Origin of the sequence: Nocardia sp. BMG51109 (assembly GCF_000526215.1) — a bacterium.
Taxonomy (GTDB): Bacteria; Actinomycetota; Actinomycetes; order Mycobacteriales; family Mycobacteriaceae; genus Nocardia.
Genome location: NZ_JAFQ01000004.1, coordinates 4,852,431 through 4,871,429, shown reverse-complemented (window position 1 = coordinate 4,871,429; position 18,999 = coordinate 4,852,431). Strand labels below are relative to the sequence as shown.

The window sequence follows — 18,999 nt, the reverse complement described above, 5'->3', positions numbered from 1 at the left end:
CCGCTGCGGCTGGCGCACCCTGTGCACGCGAATCCGGGGTAGCGAGCGGGTTCACGGCGTGGACCACAGCAGCGGGCAGTACTCAGGGTCCGCGTAGTCCGGGTGCCCGCCGGGGGTGCGCCGGACCAGCCAATCATGGTTGTAGGTGGCGAGCGTGCCGTCCGCCAGGGTGATCTCCCGGTAGGTATTCGCGGTGTCTTGCAGGTGCAGCGAGATGGCTCTGCGAGGACGGCCGGTACGGTTGGCGCCACTGCCGTGGTAGGTGCGACTGTGGTGAAAGCTCATGTGCCCCTTCGGGATAACCATGGGAATGGGATCGAGGGTGCTACCGTTGCGCGCGGCGTGCGCTGCGACCAAAGCCTCCCATGTGGCGGGAGCGCCGGCGGCGAACTGCCCTGCGGCGACACGTTCGTCGACGCCCGATTCCGGCCATCGATGGCTGCCGTCGACCATGGCGATCGTCCCGTTCTCCTCGCCACAGTCGTGCAGCGGAATGAAGGCGGTAACGATGTTGTCCGATGCCGAGGTCGCCCAGTAATGCCGGTCGGAGTGCAGAGGCACGATATTGGTCGGCTCGTCCACGACCGGCGGTTTGTAGATGAGTGTGGCTTGCAGGACTCGAATCTCGCGGACCTGTAACAGGCGAGCGGCCGCCGCGCCGATCAGCGGTTTGAGGCACAGTTCGGCGATGGCGTCACTTTCGTAGTGGACATAGTCGTTCTCCCGTTTCACCGCGCCGTGCTCGGGTTTCCAGTACTTCAACTGTGGCGGTCGAACGGGCAGGCACCGACTCCGCTCACCGGCGTAGAACCCTTCGGTGGCCGCCACCAGCGCATCGATCTCGGTGTCGGCGAGCAGCTTTCGAGACAGGAACCAGCCGTGCTCGGCGAAGAACGCGACGTCACGACCAGACGGCAACAGCACCGTATCTGCCGGGGACAACGTGTGCATGGGCCAATGCCTCCGCAATGTCGACTGTGCACACAGTATCCATCAAAAGCCCTGGCGCAGAACCGATTTTCGGTCCAATAGAAGCCGATCCACCGAAGCTCCATCTCGCTGCAACTGTTCGGTAACGTGTCAGTGCCAACGCCCCACCCGTCCGGGCGAACAGCCTCACCTTTTGTACCGTCGGCTCGAGCGCGCCGCCTGGTTGGCACAGACTCTGCCCGATCTGATGCGGACATCCTTGCTAGGTGGAACCGACCACAGGCGCATGTTTACATGCCATCAAGAACCGACACGAGTGCGAATCGGGCTATTGCTTTGTGCCGTGCACAACGGGCCTCAGAGGCAATCTGGGTGTTATTCCGCCGATAGAGGAAACGCGGATTACGTCGATCGACCTGGACCCCAAATAGGTAGCTCAACAGGCAGTTGAGATTACCGGACGGACCTCTTCTCGCATCTCGGCGACGACGGGATTGCGGTCGTAGCGGGATGCAAGGGAATCGAGATCTTGCAGCCGCGTGCGGCAACGTTGCGACGACACCGTAGACAGGATGTCGACCGTCTCGCGGCCGTACCGCGCCGCGCCGTCGTAGTCGCCGGCATACAGGCAAGCTGAGGCCAGTGTCCAGCTGTCTGTTTCCGCGCCGGGGAGATAGCCGTGAGTGGGGGTGTGAGTGGCGGCGATGTTGAGGAACAGGAACAGTGGCTGCCTGCCGTCGTTAGGATGGCCCGCATTCGGTTCACCTCGCACCCAACTAGATAGGAGGCGCATTGCCCGCACAACCGGTCACCCAAGCCCTCATTCTGGCGGGCGGCCAAGCCACCCGCATGAGGCCCTACACCGACGACGCCCCGAAAGCGATGGTCCCCGTCGCGGGCGCACCGATCGTCGGCTATCAACTGGCCTGGCTGGCCGAACACGGCGTGGACGCGGTCACCATCTCCGGTGGCTACAAACACGAGATGATCACCGACTACGTGGGCGACGGTTCTCGCTTCGGCCTGCGCGTCGACTACGCCATCGAGGACGAGCCTCTCGGCCGGGGCGGTGGATTGAAATACGCCGCAACACATTTGGCCAACCCGGATGCACCGTTTTTCGTGCTGAACGGTGACGTGATCACCACGTTCTCACTCGCCGACCTCGCGCAGTTCCACCATGCCCACGACGGCGCGGTCACCATCGCATTGTCGCCCTACCGATCGAACTGGGGCGTCGCCGAATTGGACGGAGACAAAATCCGCGGCTTCGTCCAGTCGCCGGAACTGCCATACTGGATCAACGCCGGAATCTATGTCTTCGACCCCGACGTGGTGGACGAACTGCCCGACATCGGCGACCACGAAGACACCACCTTCCCCAAGCTGGCCGAAGGCGGCCAACTCATCGGCTACCGGCTCGCCGGATACTGGCGCGGCATCGACACCGTGAAAGACGTCATCGCAGCCACCCAGGAGGTAAAACAACACGGCCGAGTCCTCCCGGAACAGTTCCGCACCACAGCAGTCGACGCATAGCAGCTGGCCCTGGCCGTGCGTGTCGGGCCGATTTGCTGTGGACCAGTGGACTCAACTCAGTCTGACACGCAGGGCACCGGCAGTGCCTTGGTTACTGCGTCAGAGTGAAACCGTCGTAGTCGTCGGCGGCGACCTGGTCGCATTTTTCGCGATATGCTCCGACGCCGCCGATGTACGCGTACATCACCCTCGGCTTGCCGGGCACGTTCGACCCGACGTACCAGGAGTCCACCTTCGGATAGAGCGTCATATCGCCGGCTTCGCCGACGTGTCGGGTCCATTCCTGCTCCGCGTCGACCTCGGCCTCCATGGTCGTGACGCCGTTGGACCGCATCGTATCGATCGCGTCCGCCACCCAGTCGACGTGCTGCTCGATGGACACCATCATGTTCGACAGGACCGAGGGGCTACCCGGGCCGGTAAGCGTGAAGAGGTTCGGGAAGCCCGCCACGGCGAGACCGAGGTAGGTGACGGGCCCGGCGGCCCACTTCTCCCGCAGCGACGCACCACCCCGGCCGCGAATGTCGATCGCATCCAGCGCGCCGGTCATCGCGTCGTATCCGGTGGCGTAGATGATGTCGTCGAACTCGAAATTCTCCTCCGTCGTCGCAAGTCCGGATTCGGTGACCTCGGTGAGCGGGGTCGCGCGAACGTCCACGAGCCGGACATTGGGACGATTGAAGGTCTCGTAGTAGTCCGTCCCCAGGACCGGGCGCTTGACGCCGAAGAAGCCGACGGGCTGCAGTAGCCGGGCGACAGCCGGATCCGTCACGATCTCGGCGATTCGGTCGCGGATGAACTGGGCGGCGGTCTCGTTGGAGGCTTCGTCGGAGAGTGTGTCGGTGAATCCGACCATCATGCTGACCAGTTCGCTGTCTTTGTCCGCCCATACCTTGCGGTAGAAGGCATTGCGCTCCTCTTCGCTCACCTCGAGCGCCCCCTTGGTGGCCTCGGGTTGCGCGATGCCGAACGACGATTCCCGGTTGGCCTTGCGCACATCGCGGTAGCGAGACTTGATCCCGCGCTGGAATTCGGGATCGATCGGGTGATTGCGAGCGGGAAGAACATAGTTCGCGGTTCGCTGGAACACGGTGAGCTTCTCGGCCGTTTCGGCGACGAGCGGAATAACCTGCACCCCGGAGGAACCGGTGCCGATCACCGCGACCCGCCGGCCGGTGAAGTCCACCTCCTGCTCGGGCCAGTCGCCGGTGTGGAAGCTGCGGCCCCGGAACGTCTCGATGCCCGGAACTTCCACCATCTTCGCCACCGACAGACAGCCTGTCGCCATGACCGCGAACCGCGCCGAGAGGACCTCGCCCTGATCGGTCGTGATCCGCCACCGCGCGGCGGACTCGTCGTAGACCGCAGCGGTGACCCGGGTCCGCAACCGCACGTCCTTGCGCAGATCGAAACGATCCGCGACGTGGTTGATGTAGCGGAGCAACTCCGGCTGCGGCGGATACTTCTCCGTCCACTCCCACTCCTGCTCGAGCTCCGGGTCGAAGGAGTAGTTGTAGTACACGCTCTTCACGTCGACGCGTGCGCCCGGATAGCGGTTCCAGTACCACGTGCCGCCGAGTCCGTCACCCGCTTCGTACACCTGCACCGAGAGTCCGAGTTCGCGCAACTTGTACAGCATGTGGAGCCCGGCGAATCCGGCTCCGACGACGACTGCGTCGATCTCGCGAGCCTCTTGCCCGGTCGCGAATGCGGAGTGCTCCGAGGTCGTTGTCATCGTGGGACCTGCCTTTCAATGAGTCGCCGTGGGACGCCCGGACAGCGGTTCGGCTCGACTACGTGCCGAACCGGCAGTTGCCTGGCCGAGGGAAGAGCTGGGCGTGATGTGGTGGTCGGATCCTCGTCCGTCAGGCGAGACGCATCGGCGGGCACGCCGGAAACCGAACCGGTAGCGCCGCCAACGCACGGTGGAACTGCCCCGGCCGCCAATCCAGTTGCTGCGCAGGTACTTGCGAGCGGATGTCCGGCAGGGCGTCTAGCAGCAGGTCGATGCCCTGCGAGGTGATCGTCCGGGCGAGGGACTGGGCCGGGCAGGCGTGCGGACCGCCTCCCCATGCCAGGTGCGACCGGTTGCCCCTGCGGTCACCGCCCGCGACGGCGGGATCGTTGTTGCACGCGGCCAAGCTGATGACCACCGGTTGATCAGCCGGTAGCCACGCATCGCCGACGAGTTGTGGCTGTCTGGGGTAGCTCACGCACCAGTTCGCCAGCGGCGGGTCCTCGAACAGCACGGCATCGATGGCGTCCCGGGTAGCCATGGCGCCGCTGAGGACCTCACCGCCGTATTGCTCGTCGGTCATCAACAGCAGCAGCGCGTTGAGGATGAGATTGCAGGTCGGCTCCGTACCCATCGAGAACAGCAGCGCCGCCTGATTCACCATCTCCATGAGATCGAGCCCGTCGGGATGCCTCAGCAGCTCCGAGGTCAGATCGTCGCCCGGCTCGGCCTGCTTGTGCTGGACAACTCCGATCAGAGCCTCGACGAAACGCTGCTGCCCCTCCTCGGCGCCCACTCCCTCCAGCATCGCGGCCATCCCCTGGTAGGCCGCGGCCGCGGCGTCTTCGGGAAAACCCATCAGCTCACTCAGGACCCGGAAGGTCAGCGGAAACGCGTAGTCCATCCGCAGGTCGGCGGTACCGTGCTCGCAGAAGGTATTGATCAGCGCCTCGGCGGCCCGCGCGACCGCGTCGTGCACCTTGTGCAGGTCGACGGTTTCCAACGCCGCGATGATGGTGCGCCGGTACCGCTCGTGTTCCGCACCCGCGGTTCGCAGCGCATTCTGGCGATAGCCCAGCATCGGCACCAGCGGGCAGTCCGAGGCGGCGTTCTTCTCCCAGCGGCGGGAGTCGGCGGGGAAATGGTGCTCGTCGTTGAGGATTTGCACGGCCACCTGGTACCCGATCACGAGCGTCGCCGGCACCCCCGGCGAAAGCTCGATCGGCACCAACGGGCCGTGACGTCGCATGCCTGCGTAAGCGCGGTGCGGATCGGCCGCGAACGAGGGGGCATCCAGCCGAACATGCGAGTCGGCGGATACCGGGGACCTGTACGCGATCGGGGGTCCGCCCGGCAAACCCGGATCTGTATTGCTCAACGCGTGACCCTCGCGCTCGGTGCCGCGTTGTGTCCCTTTCTGCCTGCTGCGGGACGGCCTGGCATTTGTTGTGGTGTGAGCACGTTCCGGGACCTTACCGGAAATTGTTGCAGTGCAACGTCTTTAGCGGAAACCAGCACGGTAACTTGTTGCTTGCGTGTAGCTGTCGGCGAGTTCGTGCCCATCGTTCCGCGAACCGAAGGCTAGCGAGCCGGCGCCGGCATTCGGTTGTCTGCCAGGCGCGACTCGCATCGTGATCATGAACCACCGACCACACGATCGGACACTCACCGGTTGGTTACTCCCCGCCGGCAAACCGAGCGACCATGTTTGCTGCGACTGGAATACGGCAGGGTCAGAGTGCGAAGCGGCCGGCGAAGCCGCGCAAGGGTAGGTCTGCGCTGGTGATGATGCCCGGGCGGGCGGCTACGACCGCCCTGATCGCGTTGAGGGCGGGCATGCCGGTGACCGTCATGCCGATCGAGGCGAAGTTCTCCGGGTTCGAGAGGTCCATGCCCTCGCGGGGGAAGATCATGTGTTTGCTGTAGATGTTCGGGTCGCCGGTCACCTGGGTGATGTAGCAGCCCTTGATGTTCCATGCCGGGTCGGTGTGCGGGGTCATCTGCCACTCGAGGTGGGTTTCCACCCGCGGGACGCCGTCGACCAGGCCCCGGTACCTGATGTAGTTGGCGCCCAGGGAACCCTTGGGCAGCCGGTACCAGCCGAGGTCGATGTCCTTGGTGCAGGCGCCGAGCTCGTAGCCGAATGTCACCTCGTCGAGTTCCAGGTCGAAGGCGTCGGCCATCAGGTAGACCGCGTCGGCGAAGACCGCGGTGTACTTGTAGAGAGAGTCCGGGATGGTCGGGTCGTCGACCGGCCGGCCGTAGCCGACGGCCTTCCAGGTGTCGACGGAATGATGGCAGGAGACGTCGACCGATTCGGTGACGGTGACGTTCTCGATCTCGGAAACGTCTGCGGTGTGGACGATTCCGAGGATCTGCGCCAGGCCGGGATTCATGCCGGTGCCGTAGAAGGTCGCGCTGCCGCGCTCGCACGCGGCCTGGATCACCTCGCTGACCCTCCTGCCCGAGGGATGCGGGTGGTTGGTGTCGCGGTGGAAGCCGGTGATCCAGTCCGCGGTGGTCACCACGTTGATGCCCGCCTCGAGCACCTTCTCGTAGAGATCCTCGTCCGGGAACACGCCGTGGAAGGTGAGCACGTCGGGGCGGGCGGCGAGAATCTCCTCGACCGAGCCGGTGGCGATCACCCCGATCGGCCCGATGCCGGCGATCTCGCCCGCGTCGCGCCCGATCTTGTCCGGTGAATAGCAGTGCAGCCCAACGAGTTCCAGATCCGGATGATTGCGGATGCGGCCGATCGTCTCGGTGCCGAGGTTGCCGGTCGCGACCTGGAACACCCGGACCTTGTCCGCGGTGACACTCATGCTGTGCTGCCTTTCGCTCGTCTACGGGCGGCCGATCACCTGCCGCCGGAACAGGTCTCGCGGATCAGGCCCGAGTCGCCGCCGGGCCCGGGGAGGATTCGACGGCGCCGCTCTCCGGCCCGCGCGGCGTACCGGTCGGGGCGCCGCCGGGGTAGAACTGCGTCGCCCATTCGCGCAGTGCCTTGAACCCCTTGTACTCCTTGGGCGACAACGCGGGCGGGTCGGAGTACCGCTGGTGCGCCCAGATGTGGATATCCGCCTCGAACTGCTCGATCACGAAGTCCGCCATGGTCTTTCCGTACCGGCCGATCTCGGCGGCGTCGTCGCCGGGCCTGCGCCCGATCCACACGGTGAAGCGCACGTCCGAGGTGTGCTCGTCCACGGGTGTCACCGCGGGCATGGTGCGGTTGTCGACCATGCCCCAGCTCTTGGTGATCGAACAGCCCAACCCGGCGTTGATCGACTCGACTCCGCTGTTGACCTGGTCCTCGGCCACGCCCTCGTCGAAGGCGATGGTGAAGTCGACGTAGGAGACCGGGCCGGAGAAGTCGTGCCGGGTGAACTCCGGGACGAACGGCGTCTTGTGCACGAACTTGAAGTGCGCGAAGTCGACGCCGTTCTCCATGATGTACTGCGGATGCAGCTCCAGCCCCTGCCGCAACAGCGTGGCCGCGGGCACGGGCGGGTAGTAGTCGGCGGCGGTCCTGCCGTCGCCGAATGCCTCGAAGATGTCCGGCACCTCGAAATACGGTGCGCGGCCGTCGATGTCGTACCAGATCCACACCGCCTCGTTCCGCTCGGCCACGGGGTAGCTGCGGATCCGCCGCACCTTGTTCGGGTGGTTCTCGTACGGGATGCACACGTTGCGCCCCTCGCGATTCCATTCCCACCCGTGGAACGGGCAGACGAGACTTTCGCCCTCGACGTGCCCGCCGTATCCGAGGTGCGCGCCGAGATGTTCGCAGTAGGCGTCGAATACCGCGATCCGGCCGGAAGCCGAACGCCAGGCGACCATTTCGCGCCCGAAGTACTTCATCTTGTGCACGGCGCCGACCTCGATCTCGGCGCTCCACGCCACCTGAAACCAGCCCGTCGGCTCCATCGACAGGGGCGGTTTTGCCATCCCGATCCTCCAGGCGCTCGAGGGGCCGCTTGCTCCGGCACAAGAATAGAACCCTCTTTGAAAGAAGGCAAGAGACCTCTGCGGAACCGAAGCGCCCTGATCAGGACCAGTAGAATCGGCGGTCGTGACGGATACGGCCACCACCGGGCGACGCGCGAACAAGCGCGGCATCGCCTCCCGGGAGAGCATGCTCGAGGCGGCGATCACCTCGCTGGCGACGGGCGATCCCGCGGCCGTGTCGGGCAACCGGATCGCCCGCGATATCGGCGCGACCTGGGGCGTGATCAAGTACCAGTTCGGCGATATCGACGGTCTGTGGGCGGCGGTGCTGCGTCACACGGCCGACAAGCGCGGCGACCTCCCGGCCGGCATCAAACCGGACGGCACCCTGCACGAACGGGTGTCGGCCCTGATCAAGGCGATGGCGACCGGCCTGCGCAGGCCGGAGTCCCTGGCCATCGAGACCCTGCGCGCCGCGCTCCCCCGCGACCACGCGGAGCTGGAACGCGACTACCCCCTCACCGCCGCCGAACTGGCCTCCTGGAAACCCAACTGGGACAAGGCCTGTGAACGAGCCTTCGCCGACCTGAACCCCGACCCGGCCAAGATCCGCCGGGTGGCCGCCCTGATCCCCGCGGCCATGCGCGGCATCACCTCCGAACGCACCCTCGGGACCTACGGCGACCTGGACGACGCCCTCGACGGCCTGATCGGCGCCCTGGTCGCCTACCTCGACAACTGACGACCTCGACAACCGACGACAGAACCGCTTGTGCGGCACGGTGTTCGTCCCGTGACCGAACGGTTGCGCGGAGACCATAGGATCGAGAAGACGATCATGGTCGGCAACGGAACGGAGCGAGAATCATGAACGAGCCAGGCGACGCGGGGATCGACCTAGGACTCGATCGGGCGCACGGCGCCCGCATCTACGACTACATCCTGGGCGGCAAGGACAACTTCGAGGCCGATCGCGAGGCCGCCGAGGCGTCCCTGCGCGTGTGGCCGGCGCTGCGCACCCATATGCGGGCCAACCGGGCGTTCATGCACCGGGCGGGCCGGTTCCTGGCCGCCGAGCGCGGCGTCCGCCAGTTCCTGGATATCGGGACCGGCATCCCCACCCAGCCCAACCTGCACGAGGTCGTGCAGGCGGTCGTGCCCGACGCGTGCGTCGTGTACGCCGACAACGACCCGATCGTGCTCGCCCACGCCCGGGCGCTGATGACCGGGAACGGCCACGGGAAGACGGCGTACATCGACGCCGACATGCGCGAGCCGGAAAAGATACTCGCCGCCCCGCAGCTGCGCGACACCCTCGACCTCGACCAGCCCATCGGGCTGATGCTGATCGCCATGCTGCACTTCATCGAGGACGACGACGAGGCGCTGCGCGTCGCCCGGCACGTGATCGACGTCCTGCCGCCGGGAAGCTATTTCGCCGCGACCATCGCCACCGACGATTTCGCCCCCGAACCCCTCGCCAAGGTCCGCGAGGAGTACCACGCACACGGCGAGACCCTGCGATGGCGCCCGAAGGAACAGGCCGAGCGTTTCTTCGAGGGTCTCGAACTCGAGGAGCCCGGCCTGGTGCAGATGCACAAGTGGCGCCCCGACCCGATCGACATCGGCAGTATCGACGATGCCGATATCGCGATGTACGGAGCCGTCGGCCGCAAGCCGTGACGACGATCAGCTGATCGGCCGTGTCGCCGGCGGCAAGTTCGGTCAGGCTCCCATCATGTTTTCCAGACAGCTGAGTTCCTGGCTCGACGCCTTTCCCGCACCCTCGTATCGCGAGGTTTCCGACAGGTGCCAATGCAGGTAACCCGCCATCCAGTCGCGGTAACCGGCCACGCACCGCCGGGCGCCGGCTTCGACGGTGCCGCCGAGTTCGAGCCGGGCGAACGCCTCGGGCAACGACTGCTCCAGCCGCAGGTAGTCCGCGAGGCGGGATTCGAGCAGTGCCCGGGCACGGGCCACGGCCTCGGCACGGTCCACCGCGGCGGAATTCTCGATGACCAGGACGAGGTTGTTCACCTCGCCGTGGATCAGTTCCTTCTGCAAACCGAGAATGTCGTTGATGTAAGCGATAACATCGATGGTGGCATCCCGGAGCCCCGCCCATTCCGGGCAGTCGTAGAGCCTTTCCGGTAGCTCGGTCCGTTCGGCGATCTCCATCAAGTCGAAGGCATGCGTCATGCCGACCGTCTTGCGCCGCAAGGCGATGTAGTCTCCGATGCTCCCGGCGCTCCCCGCGGTCTGGTTTCGGAACTCTTCGAGAAATCCCTCGTAGAAGTCGAGGGCATTCCGCAGGAACCGGTCGCACCAGGCGGGCGACCGCCCGGCCAGGGTCACCTGCCGCAGCTCGGCCAGCGCCCGCAGACACGGCCCATCGGACCGGCCGCCCACCACCGAGCCCGACTCCAACGTCTCCGCGATGCGCGCCACCGCCGAGTGCATCTCCCCGGGCGACGGATCACCTTCGGTGCAGATATCGTCGAAGAAGAACCCGATGGTGAGCCATTTCTGGCACAACGCAAGACTTTCCCGGGTTGCCCGGGGATACGCGTACGCCATCAGGGAACCGTAATTCTGGTGCACGCAACGACGCCTGGCCGCGGGACTCCGCAGCAGCCCCTTGTCGTAGAGCCACCTCCTGGTCTCGACATCGGCACGGCCGGCACGCGGATTTCTCCTCGCCACTGGAAACGGCAGCTCGATCGGCGAGATTTCGAGGTGGTCGTAGAACTGTTGCATCCGGCCTCCAGACAGCTACCGTGCTCCATCGATTTTCCGAATCAGGCCGGCACCCCGGCACCCGTGCCGAGCCACCGCGCGCATCCGCAAACCCCGCGGGCTCATGAACGTGCCGATGGCGGGCCGGACATGCGTTCCGGATATCGGCTCGAGCCGCCACCGACCGGCGATGGTCGCCAGCGTGAGCGCGGCCTCGGTCTTGCCGAAATTGTCGCCCAGGCATCTGCGGGCACCGTCGCCGAAAGGAATGAATGCCTCGCGCGGAACGGAGGACGGTCGATCGGGTGACCAGCGATCGGGATCGAACCGCTCGGGATCCGGGTAGGCACCGGGCCGGCGATGCAGCAGGTAAGGGCTGAAGACCACGGTGGTACCGGGCTCGATCGGGTATCCGCCGAGCTGTGTGCGAGTGCGGGTCGTCCGGGTGATCATCCATGCGGGCGGCCACAGCCGCATGGTCTCCGTGATCACCCGGCCGGTCACCGGGAGCCGAGGCAGATCGGGGTGGCGCGCCGGCCGGCCGGCGAGGACGGCGTCCGCCTCGTCCGCTACCCGGTCCGCGATGTCCGGATGCCGGCCGAGGGCATACAGCGCCCACGCCAACACGTTCGCCGTGGTCTCGGTCCCGCCGATGAAGAACGTCATGATCTGATCGGCGATCTCGGCATCGGTCAGGCCACCGCCGTCGCCCTCGGGATCGCGGGCGGACAGCAACGCCGACAACAGATCCCCGCTCTCGAGACCTCCGCTCTCGAGACCTCCGCTGTCGACACCGGCGGCGCGGCGATCCGCGACGAGCCGGTCGACGAGGCCGCGCAGGCGTGCGTTCGCTCGCCGATAGCGGCGGCTGCCGCGGCTGGGCAGCCGCCGCAGGGCGGACGGCTGGAACATGCGGCGGTACCAGCCGGTGGCGATCGTGGTCAGGTCGTCCAGCGCCGCCCGCAGTTCGGCGGGCTCCAGGGAGTCGGCGAACATCGTCTCGACCGTGACACGAGCGGTGAGGGCCTGCATCTCCGGGACGACATCGACTGTCTGTCCACCACACCAGGATTCGGTCAGCTCCGCGATGCGGGCCGTCATGGCGTCCGCATACCGCGCCAGCCGGGCGGGGCGGAACGCGGGCTGGACCAGGCGCCGCTGCCGCCTGTGCATGTCGTACGGGCAGCTGGCCAGCCCGTTGCCCAGGACCTCCCGCGCCCGATCGAACAGCGGTCCGCCCTTGTCGAACGTGCGATCGTCGCGCAGCACCCGGCGCGTCGATGCCGGGTCGCAGACCACGATCGCGGTCGCGGGGCCGATGCGGACTTCGACGAGATCGCCGTGCTCGGGTAGCGACTCGAGGAAGTCGAGCGGGGCGGTCAACAGCGGGACGGCGTGCCCGAGCACGGGCACACGGCCGGGGGCTCGTGGAATCGTAGATGCGGACGCCATGTTTCCCTTCCGATTTCGGTGTGTCCGAGTCGGTCACCTGCGATGAGGCAGGTACGATCCCAGTGTCTTACCGCCGTCGGCGGTGGGCACCGGCATCTCGTGTATGGCCGAGATGCGTGAGACGCATATCGAAGGCACGATCCCGGCGTTGCCGAATCTGTCGTCCACCGACCGTGTTGATGCCCATCCGATTCGATTCCGTCGGCCACCTCTCGCTCCGAACACGGTGGCGGCGCTGTCACGAAACCCGTGAGGTGTATCGGAATGCTGTCACGATGACGCTCACACCGATCGTCCCGCCCAGATCACCGAGTTCCGGAATACCCCGGGCGAGAATACGCGCGCGAATTCCCGCCGTGCTGTCGCGCGGCGTCCGAGCCGACGCCGAACTCGTCACGTTCGACCATCTCGTCGACGGGCGCGAGCATCTGGCGATAGTTCCCGCCCGCCCCGCCCGGCCGCATCGGGATGTCCCGCTGGTCCGGGTGCACAGCGAATGCCTGACCGGCGATGTATTCGGTTGCGACCGTTGCCGATGCGGGCCGGAGCTGCGGCATTCGCTGATTCGAATCGCGCAGCGCGGCGGCGCGCTGCTGTACCTGCGCCAGGAGGGCCGTGGCATCGGTTTGTACAACAAACTCGACGCCTACCTGGTTCAGGACGCCGGATACGACACCTACGAGGCCAACCGCATACTCGGGCACGATGCCGACGAGCGGGACTATCGGGTGGCGGCACAAATGCTTTTCGCCCTGGGCATGCCGCGGATCGAGTTGCTCACCGGCAATCGCGACAAGATCCGGCAATTGCGTGCGTACGGCATCGAGATAACGGCGGCCAACCCGCCCGTACCGACCGGCGCCTGACCTACCCGCCGGTTTCGTTCAGGGCCTCTCGAATAGCGAACAGCGCCGGTTTGGGCCGGTATCGGGCATCGAACGGCAGCGGCGCACACCCCGCACCGAGAAAGTCGTCGATCCAGGTGTACTTGTCGGTGAACCCCCATGTCGTGATGTCGTGACACTCCACGGCGAGGCATGCCTCGAACACCTTCCGGTACGCCTCGGCTTGGGTACGGAGCGGGTCGGACGTGTGGTCCCGGACGGGAATGTCCAGCTCGGTGACCGCGACGTCGACCCCGGCCGAACGCAGGTCGGCCAGCATCGCCGCATAGCCGTCCGGCACGGCGCCGTGCACGAGATGGGATTGCAGGCCCACACCGTCGACGGGGACGCCCTCCCGCTTCAACTTCCGGACCACCCGCTCGAGAGCTTCGATTTTCGCCGGATCGTATTCGATGGCGCCCTCGTTCAGGAAAAGCCTTGCGCCGCCGTCGAGCTCGCGTGCGATCCGGAATGCCTCGGCAACGTAATCGGGCCCGATGACCCGGTAGAAGTGGTTCGCGTACGTCTCGGTCCCGTGCGTTTCCAGCGGCTCGTTCACCACATCCCACCGGTCGACCCGGCCCCGATAACGCTCGAACAGCGTCCGCATATGGTCGCGCACCACGCCGAGTAGTTCGTCGCGGTCGGTGATCTCGCGGACCCACTGCGGCAGATGACCGCCTTTCGCCTGATCCCAGAGCAGGGTGTGGCCCTTCACCGCGAGACCGTTCGCCGTGGCGAACTCGACGATGCGATCCATCCGCGCGAAATCCCAGACGTCGCGCCGGGGATGTATCGAACTCCATTTCAGCTCGTTCTCGGGGGTCACGCTGTTGAACGTCGACCGCAGGGTTCGCGCGTACTCCGGTTCGCCGAGATATTCCGCGTCGACGGCGGCTCCGAGGGTGACACCCGCCCGATCGGCCAGCGAACGAGTCGACTCGGACTCCTCGAGATTCGGCGGCGAGGTCTGCTCGGACCGGGTCACCGGCAACTCGTCGCGCGACTGCCCGGGCGTACCGCTCGCGACGGCGGGCGTGCCGATCGACGCCGTCATCAGGAACGCGGCGCCCGAGGCCAGTAGCGCGATCATGCGTCCCGACAGGCTGTCCCGGATGCGGCGGCCGGGCGGCCGCGCCGGCCGAACGAGCGCGGTCACACCGACCGCCCTCCGATCTCGAGGGCCGCCGCATCCGATAGGTCGCCGGCGGGCCGCCGATCGGCTGCTTCGGCGGCCGGTCGCCGATCGGCGGCGACATCCCGGGGCAGGTCCCGGTCGATGGCGACATCCGCGATCACCGCCGCCATCGGCGCGGTCAACAGCCGGAACGCCCGCAGCGCGATCATCGCTTCCAGAATCACCAACCCGCTGCGGTGGTCCACCACGAACGCGATCACCGCGAGAACGGCGAGGCACCCGCCGAAAATGAACTCGGCTCGCGCGGACCTGATTGCGCGCCAGCTCGATCCGCGACGGTGGGCGCGGAATTTATCGGTCCGCCGCCACGCGGTGTTGCTGGTGAACAAGGCGCTGAGATTGGACATCGCGATGGTGTAGGTGATCGACGACGAGGCGAACGCACCCGCAACGATCTGCGACCAGTGCGCACCCGTGACCCGGTGGACAGCGGTCCATCGGAGCAACGGCTGCAATGCGACCGCGAGCCCGACCGCCAGCAGGGTATTCGCACCGACCGGCCACGACTCACCGTGCGATATGATCGACGCCACCAATCCCACCGTCAGCGGCCCGCCGACCATGACGCCGATCATCGTCGATATATGCGCCGTCGACCAGTGCAGTTGGAGCACGCGCTGGCTTGCCGACAGCGACGAGGGTGGTCCCCACGGATTCGGCACCAGTAGTCGCCAATGGTGTTTCAGTGTCTGGACCGGTCCGTAGGTCCAGCGGAACCGTTGCTTGGCATAGTCGGAGAACCGTTCCGGAATCAGGCCGTATCCGTAGCTTTCCTGTGCGAGGACCGCCCGATATCCGGCGGCATGCAGGCGCAGGCCGAGTTCGGAATCCTCCGTCAGCGACCAGCAGGCCCATCCCCCGACCTCGACCAGCGCCGACTTGCGCAGAATTCCCATCGTCCCCATCGGGAATCCGGCTTGCCGCTCGTACAGGCTGCGCATCACCGTCGGAAACGCGAATCGGTACTCCCAGAAGCACATGCGATGGAACAGCCGGTGGGTCCAGTCGCGAAAGTCGTAGCGCGACTGGACATATCCCACCTGCGGGTCCCGGAAGTGACCGACCAGATCCGACAGGAAAGCAGGTGTGGCCTGATAGTCGGCGTCGACGAGTCCGATCAACTCGGCGTCGGGGTCGGTGCGCTCCAGCGCGTAGTTCAGCGCACCCGACTTCGCTCCGGTGAGTCCTTCGACGTGAAAGAAACGAAACTGCGGGCCCAGGGTGCGGCAGTGCGCCTCGACCGGTCGCCAGAGCGCGGGATCGCTCGTGTTGTTATCGATGACCACGACCTCGAAATTGTCGTAGTCCTGTCGCGCGAGACTGTCGAGCGTGGCTATCACGACGTCGGGCGGCTCACGGTGACAGGGCAGATGAACCGACACGCGCGGCCGGTAATCGCCGGGCGGCGGGACGATCGGCCGAGGCACGGTCGACCAGTGATCCCGGTACAGGAATTCGAGGGCGAGGAAACTCTGCAGCAGGCTGGTCGGCGCGCACGCCACGAGCACGAGCACCAATCCCAGCAGGAGCACCCGGGTCGGCCCGCTGAAGCCGGGGGCGAACGCATAACAGCCGATCCAGATCGTCGACATCACGGTGGCCGACGCGCCGTACACCACCACGGCGGCACCGCCCGGATGCAGATATCGGCACCGGTACCGCACCAACGCCACCGCGACGTACGCCCCCACCATCGCCGCGCTCGCCCCTACGAAGGGCCAGCAAGCGGCCAGTGAACAGATCGAGGCGGCGGTCGGCACCAGTGGATCCAGCCGCCGCATGCGCATCGAAAACTGACGCACGACGACCGCCACCGAGCACACGGCCAAGGCGAGCGCACAGCCGAAGAACATCGTCTCTATCGAAATTCGCAGAGATTCAGCCATCGTCCCGTCCACCACAATCCCCTCTTCGTCGCAACGACCACTGCTGTCCGAACGGAATCGCCAACCGGCGGCGGCCAGCCTATTGGCGAGAATCAGCCAATTTCGGAGACACACTCGGTCGAACCACAACGAATCAGCAACTTCTTGGCGAACTTCGGGCAGGCATCGGTAGGCACCCGGAGAGACGGCTCGCGTCCCGCACATCCGACCGCGGCACGGCGGCAATCGGTGGAACGGATCTGGACGGGCGAATTACTACCGGCTGCCTATCGCAACATCCTGTGCAACGCGATACGGAGTTCGGCGGCATGGTCGTGCGCATCGTTGACATGTAGTTCGCGGACGACCCGATAGAGCTGGAGTTCGGTTCTGGTGGAACGCGTTTCGGCGGTGACGGCCAGCGCGTGCCCGGCAACGTCCAAGGCCTTGTCGGGCTGCCTGGTCCGGGCCAGCGCCACCGCGAAGAGGGTGAGGCCACGGCCGAGGTCGCGACGATTCTCGGGATGCCATCGAGGAAGGCGGGGCTCCAGGACGTTGATGGCCTGGTCGGGACGGCCGAGCGCGATCTGGCACTGCGCGGCCTCCATCGCCAGATATTCGGGTGTGCAGTAGCCGGCCAGGTCGTCGTCGGCATTTCCGGGGCGGGCCGCGTTCTCCCATGCCTGGCCGAGGGCCCGCGCACACGCGTCGCCGTTACCGAGCCGGGCGTGACCGTGCGCCAGCTGGCGCAATGTCGTGGCCCGTTGCCGGGCCGTGAGATCGGCGGAGGTACGCAGCGCCGCCTCGGCGAGGTCGATGGTGGCCTGCGGATTGTCAGCGTCGAAGGCCAAGTTGCCCTGCCGCATCCGGATGTAGGCCAGCAACCGGTCGTCCCGCAGCTCCCGGGCGAGGCCGACGGCGTGCGCCGTCCACTCGACGGCCGCATCGAGATGTCCGGCGTCCTGGTGCAGCCAGCCCAGGAATTCGGCGAACCGGGCGCGCGCCGCCCGGAGTCTCGTGCGGGTGCGGCCGCGGCTGGTCTCCTCGAGGCGCTCGATGAACTGCACCTGCTGGGTGACGATCGGAAGCAGCGAATGCGGTCCGGCGAGGTTGTCGGTGAGCACGTACTCGTCCAGCGTGGTCAGCAGCGAATCGGCGAGCATCGGTCCCGGCGTCGACACGGTGGCGGGCACCGTGCCGGTACTCAGTCGCAGGGTTCGGGTGGCCGGCGGTCGCGGCGGTTCCTCGTCCTCGACCTCGAACCACAGCAGTTCCGCCGGCACACCCAGCACCCGGGCGTACTGCATGAGCTTGTCCAGATCACGAACTCGGTTGCGGCCGTTCTCGATCCGGCTGAGCTGGCCCTGCGTGATACCGAGCCACGGTGCGAGTTCGGTCTGCGAGATGGGCCGGGAGCCGTGCGCCGGATGATGCCGCCATGTTCGAAGAACCGCTCCGATATCCCTGCTGCGCAGCACTTCTCGCATGGAATCGCTGCGCCACGCATCGAGTGACAACCTGGGCGGGCGGTCCTGGAGATGGCCGCAGGGGGCACAGAGCACGCCGCCGTTGTCGCGCGCCAGCCTGCTGCCGCACCGGGTACACGTACGAATCGGCCTGGTCATCATCGCGTCCGATCCATGCGCGAAACCACGCCCCGGCGGACGCGCCCCACCCGGCGATGTCGTATCCACGAAACAGTCCTGCCAGCCATTCCGGCCTCCTGCGGCATGGATTCAGCACGGCACGCAATCTGGAGCACACAACCATGCGAATAATGGTCGATGGACCAATAGTAGCCGGAATATCAACAGCGGCAGAGGTTTACGATGTAATGACATGATTTGTATGCGCACGCCTCATAGGCGTCGGCGCCACCGAACGCACACGCGAGACCGGTTGGTACTCCATCGAGTCCGGCCCGGCGACACCGGCTCGCACCGATGGTCCGAAGCACCTACATCGTCAATGCCTCGAGATGGCCGCCGAAGGTCTTCGTGAGACTGTCGAGGGCCGCCCTGCCCTTCTCCGCACTCGCAAGCGAGGGCCTGCCGATGATGCCGCCGGGCGCGTACCCGGCCATGCCGGTGATCAGGAAATGCGGCCGATCGACGACGTCGTGATCGGCACAGGCGTACGTCTCCCCCACAAGCTCGGGGAACGCGTACATCAGAATCGAGGTCTCGAATTCACCGCCGTGCATATCGTCGTGCAGCGAGGTGAGCATGCCGGCGCACGAACGCGCCGCGCTCCAATCCTCTTTACCCGGGAACAAGACCGCGTGCCGGCCCTCCTCGTTGTACTGGCACACCACATTGGAGAGCACATAGTTTCCGCCGTGCCCGTTGACGATGACGATGGTGGAAATGCCCGAACGAGCCAGGGACTCGACGATGTCGTCCACCACGGCCACCAGCGTGGTAGCCCGGATGGACACCGTGCCCGGAAACCCGGCATGTTCGTGCGAACACGACACGGTGATCGGCGGTAGCAGAAACAGGTCGTAGAGACTCGCGATGCGCTCGGCGATCAGGCATGCGATGGCGGTGTCGGTCACCAGCGGCAGATGGCTCCCGTGCTGCTCGAAGCTCCCGATCGGCAGCACGGCGGCCCGAGCGCGGCCGGCCGCCGCGTCGGCCGAGGTCGCGGTGGTGAGAAGAGAAAACATCGGAACTACTCCTCGAGAATACGGACTCACCGTCGCCGCACGAACTC

General features: G+C 66.2%; 16 protein-coding genes. 4 read left to right on the top strand and 12 right to left on the bottom strand.

Translation table 11 applies throughout. The features are described 5' to 3' along the window. Nucleotides 1-51: 51 nt before the first annotated feature. Entirely contained in the window at nt 52-951 is a 900-nt protein-coding gene (locus D892_RS0123355; RefSeq protein WP_024803547.1) for a phytanoyl-CoA dioxygenase family protein, read from the bottom strand. 415 nt (nt 952-1,366) lie between these two features. Further along, complete coding sequence (locus D892_RS46975) at nt 1,367-1,702, bottom strand: hypothetical protein (RefSeq protein ID WP_156959651.1); 336 nt, start codon at nt 1,700-1,702, stop codon at nt 1,367-1,369. A gap of 20 nt (nt 1,703-1,722) precedes the next feature. Here D892_RS46975 and D892_RS0123350 point away from each other — a divergent pair, with 20 nt between their 5' ends. Further along, nucleotides 1,723-2,469 (top strand): nucleotidyltransferase family protein, encoded by a 747-nt coding sequence (locus D892_RS0123350; RefSeq protein WP_024803546.1) that lies wholly within the window; start codon nt 1,723-1,725, stop codon nt 2,467-2,469. A gap of 91 nt (nt 2,470-2,560) precedes the next feature. On the opposite strand, the gene D892_RS0123345 is transcribed toward D892_RS0123350, so the two are convergent. The 4 genes from D892_RS0123345 to D892_RS0123330 all read right to left on the bottom strand — a co-directional run bounded on the left by D892_RS0123345 (nt 2,561) and on the right by D892_RS0123330 (nt 8,149). Further along, nucleotides 2,561-4,204 (bottom strand): NAD(P)/FAD-dependent oxidoreductase, encoded by a 1,644-nt coding sequence (locus tag D892_RS0123345; RefSeq protein ID WP_024803545.1) that lies wholly within the window; start codon nt 4,202-4,204, stop codon nt 2,561-2,563. 130 nt (nt 4,205-4,334) lie between these two features. Then, nucleotides 4,335-5,432: a cytochrome P450 gene (locus tag D892_RS0123340; RefSeq protein WP_156959650.1), complete on the bottom strand. Its 1,098-nt coding sequence runs from the start codon at nt 5,430-5,432 to the stop codon at nt 4,335-4,337. Between the two features lie 505 nt (nt 5,433-5,937). Continuing rightward, nucleotides 5,938-7,026, bottom strand: a complete 1,089-nt coding sequence (locus D892_RS0123335) for a dihydrodipicolinate reductase (RefSeq protein ID WP_024803543.1) — start codon at nt 7,024-7,026, stop codon at nt 5,938-5,940. A gap of 64 nt (nt 7,027-7,090) precedes the next feature. After that, nucleotides 7,091-8,149: a Rieske 2Fe-2S domain-containing protein gene (locus D892_RS0123330; protein WP_024803542.1), complete on the bottom strand. Its 1,059-nt coding sequence runs from the start codon at nt 8,147-8,149 to the stop codon at nt 7,091-7,093. A gap of 187 nt (nt 8,150-8,336) precedes the next feature. Here D892_RS0123330 and D892_RS0123325 point away from each other — a divergent pair, with 187 nt between their 5' ends. Together D892_RS0123325 and D892_RS0123320 are read left to right on the top strand one after the other, a co-directional pair. Continuing rightward, nucleotides 8,337-8,891, top strand: a complete 555-nt coding sequence (locus tag D892_RS0123325) for a TetR/AcrR family transcriptional regulator (protein WP_369801833.1) — start codon at nt 8,337-8,339, stop codon at nt 8,889-8,891. 125 nt (nt 8,892-9,016) lie between these two features. Next, nucleotides 9,017-9,832, top strand: coding sequence for an SAM-dependent methyltransferase (locus tag D892_RS0123320; RefSeq protein WP_024803540.1), 816 nt, complete (start codon nt 9,017-9,019; stop codon nt 9,830-9,832). Between the two features lie 42 nt (nt 9,833-9,874). Here the strand turns inward: D892_RS0123320 and D892_RS0123315 are convergent, their stop codons facing one another. Continuing rightward, entirely contained in the window at nt 9,875-10,906 is a 1,032-nt protein-coding gene (locus D892_RS0123315; RefSeq protein ID WP_024803539.1) for a hypothetical protein, read from the bottom strand. 15 nt (nt 10,907-10,921) lie between these two features. Next, the gene (locus D892_RS0123310) at nt 10,922-12,337 is read right to left on the bottom strand and encodes a cytochrome P450 (RefSeq protein WP_024803538.1); all 1,416 of its coding nucleotides are present in this window, start codon (nt 12,335-12,337) and stop codon (nt 10,922-10,924) included. A gap of 275 nt (nt 12,338-12,612) precedes the next feature. Between D892_RS0123310 and ribA the strand changes: the two genes are divergently transcribed. Beyond that, nucleotides 12,613-13,203, top strand: coding sequence for a GTP cyclohydrolase II RibA (gene ribA, locus D892_RS0123300; RefSeq protein ID WP_084161196.1), 591 nt, complete (start codon nt 12,613-12,615; stop codon nt 13,201-13,203). A 1-nt stretch (nt 13,204) separates the two neighbouring features. Here ribA and D892_RS0123295 read toward each other — a convergent pair whose 3' ends face one another. The 4 genes from D892_RS0123295 to D892_RS0123280 form a co-directional block, all read right to left on the bottom strand. Next, the gene (locus D892_RS0123295; protein ID WP_024803536.1) at nt 13,205-14,380 is read right to left on the bottom strand and encodes an endo-1,4-beta-xylanase; all 1,176 of its coding nucleotides are present in this window, start codon (nt 14,378-14,380) and stop codon (nt 13,205-13,207) included. Then, nucleotides 14,377-16,305, bottom strand: a complete 1,929-nt coding sequence (locus D892_RS42015; protein WP_198036976.1) for a glycosyltransferase — start codon at nt 16,303-16,305, stop codon at nt 14,377-14,379. Before D892_RS42015 ends, D892_RS0123295 begins: the two co-directional genes overlap by 4 nt. 266 nt (nt 16,306-16,571) lie before the next feature. Further along, nucleotides 16,572-17,771 carry a helix-turn-helix domain-containing protein gene (locus tag D892_RS0123285; RefSeq protein ID WP_198036975.1) on the bottom strand — a complete coding sequence of 400 codons (1,200 nt, stop codon included), beginning with the start codon at nt 17,769-17,771 and terminating at the stop codon, nt 16,572-16,574. 470 nt (nt 17,772-18,241) lie between these two features. Continuing rightward, complete coding sequence (locus tag D892_RS0123280; RefSeq protein ID WP_024803533.1) at nt 18,242-18,952, bottom strand: creatininase family protein; 711 nt, start codon at nt 18,950-18,952, stop codon at nt 18,242-18,244. Nucleotides 18,953-18,999 lie beyond the last annotated feature (47 nt).

Excerpts from the sequence above, each read along its gene's own strand:
- D892_RS0123320 (WP_024803540.1), top strand. The coding sequence starts at position 9,017 with ATGAACGAGCCAGGCGACGCGGGGATCGACCTAGGACTCGATCGGGCG.
- D892_RS42015 (WP_198036976.1), bottom strand. The coding sequence starts at position 16,305 with ATGGCTGAATCTCTGCGAATTTCGATAGAGACGATGTTCTTCGGCTGT.
- D892_RS0123355 (WP_024803547.1), bottom strand. The coding sequence starts at position 951 with ATGCACACGTTGTCCCCGGCAGATACGGTGCTGTTGCCGTCTGGTCGT.
- D892_RS0123285 (WP_198036975.1), bottom strand. The coding sequence starts at position 17,771 with ATGCGAGAAGTGCTGCGCAGCAGGGATATCGGAGCGGTTCTTCGAACA.
- D892_RS0123330 (WP_024803542.1), bottom strand. The coding sequence starts at position 8,149 with ATGGCAAAACCGCCCCTGTCGATGGAGCCGACGGGCTGGTTTCAGGTG.
- D892_RS0123325 (WP_369801833.1), top strand. The coding sequence starts at position 8,337 with ATGCTCGAGGCGGCGATCACCTCGCTGGCGACGGGCGATCCCGCGGCC.
- D892_RS0123335 (WP_024803543.1), bottom strand. The coding sequence starts at position 7,026 with ATGAGTGTCACCGCGGACAAGGTCCGGGTGTTCCAGGTCGCGACCGGC.
- ribA (WP_084161196.1), top strand. The coding sequence starts at position 12,613 with ATGACGCTCACACCGATCGTCCCGCCCAGATCACCGAGTTCCGGAATA.
- D892_RS0123310 (WP_024803538.1), bottom strand. The coding sequence starts at position 12,337 with ATGGCGTCCGCATCTACGATTCCACGAGCCCCCGGCCGTGTGCCCGTG.
- D892_RS0123345 (WP_024803545.1), bottom strand. The coding sequence starts at position 4,204 with ATGACAACGACCTCGGAGCACTCCGCATTCGCGACCGGGCAAGAGGCT.
- D892_RS0123315 (WP_024803539.1), bottom strand. The coding sequence starts at position 10,906 with ATGCAACAGTTCTACGACCACCTCGAAATCTCGCCGATCGAGCTGCCG.
- D892_RS0123280 (WP_024803533.1), bottom strand. The coding sequence starts at position 18,952 with ATGTTTTCTCTTCTCACCACCGCGACCTCGGCCGACGCGGCGGCCGGC.